This is a genomic window from Okeania sp. SIO2F4, assembly GCF_010672385.1.
GTDB lineage: Bacteria > Cyanobacteriota > Cyanobacteriia > Cyanobacteriales > Microcoleaceae > Trichodesmium.
The window spans coordinates 1-1,502 of record NZ_JAAHGT010001394.1; the positions used below are offsets into that span (position 1 = coordinate 1).

General features: G+C 38.7%; 1 protein-coding gene. It reads left to right on the forward strand.

All coding sequences use genetic code 11. From position 1 onward, the window contains the following. Positions 1-352: 352 nt before the first annotated feature. Positions 353-1,165 carry a class I SAM-dependent methyltransferase gene (locus tag F6K22_RS40710; RefSeq protein WP_293110835.1) on the forward strand — a complete coding sequence of 271 codons (813 nt, stop codon included), beginning with the start codon at positions 353-355 and terminating at the stop codon, positions 1,163-1,165. Positions 1,166-1,502 lie beyond the last annotated feature (337 nt).

Here is a 1,502-nt window from a genome sequence, read left to right on the forward strand (position 1 = left end):
TCGCAATTCAAGTCGCTCCGCGAAACGACCGCTGTCTTGGTCGATTGGAGGCAAGCGAGGAGACCTCGCCATCCCATCCTAACGGACTGCTCCGCGAAACGACCGCTTTTTCTCCATGAATGGAGAGGCTTTATACCTTAATTTTTCGGTAAGGATTTAGATACTAAACCTCTATCCTATTTACTGACTATTATAATAACTATAGCAAAGAAAGAATTGGTTAGGATATAGACTGATGATGAATCTTAGACAGCGGAAATGTTTTTCCAACTATTCCCTGTTTGTTGCCTGTTCCCTATTCCCTATTCCCTGCTATAAATTATCCAAACTAGATATATAGGACTTAATCTTCTTGTCTGAAAAAGTCAATGAACTAAATGGTGTACCTCGCACTTTACTTTTGCCACTCAGGGGACGAGCTGATGAACAAGCTCATCCCCATCCCCTCTTTCAAGATCCACTAGCTGTTGAGTGGTTAAAACTTCTAGGTTGGGATCGAGAACTAGATGCACTTTATCCTCAGGGTAGTAAAGCTTTTAGTATTGTGGCTGCTATCCGAACTTATCACCATGACCAAATAGCATCTTGTCATATTGCTAACCATTCCCATCCTGTTGTTGTGGAATTGGGAGCTGGATTATCTAGTCGTTTTCATAGGATAGGAAAAAATGCTTATCGTTGGTTAGAACTTGATTTGCCTGTGGTAACTGAATTACGCTGTAAATTAGATACACAGACACAACAGCACCAATTTATTAGTTCATCAGTTCTTGATTTTGACTGGATGGATACTTTGCCCAACGTAGCACCAGAAAATATTTTATTTATTGCAGAAGGGTTACTAATGTACTTGGAAGTCAATGAAGTGCAGCAACTCATATCTGTAATGCGCTCTCGTTTCCCAGGGGCTACCTTAGATTTGGAAGTTTTAGGACTTTCTACTAAAATATATAATAAAATATTCGCTCAAATTGGAGCGCCCCTAAAGTGGTTTGTTAAGAATCAAGAAGACTTAACATCTATGGGATTGCAAGTAGTTAATGCTTGGTCTATGTATCAACTACATCTAGAACGTTGGCCTTGGTACTGGAAATTACTTTTGAGATTCCTGACCCAATTTTCTTACTTTCGTAATGCTTATCTGATTATAGAAACTAAGCTTTGATATACTCCCGACTCTGCTCTACGAGACCAGATAAAATTAGAATTGAGAATTTAAAATGTAGAATTTAGAATTATTAAATTTTGTATTTCAATTCTAAATTCTGAATTATTAAGAGAGTGAATGGACAAACAAAGATTAAGACAGGGTATTGGCTTAATCTTAGGTATGTTCGGTGGGTTACCGCGTACAGTTAAAATTTGGTTCGCGACTCATAAATATTGCCACCTAACCCACCCCAGTAGACTGACACAGCTAATGGGTGTGCATTATGAAAATAGGGTGATGGGGTGATGGGGTGATGGGGTGATTACGAAAAAAGCTAATGCACTATTTTAGG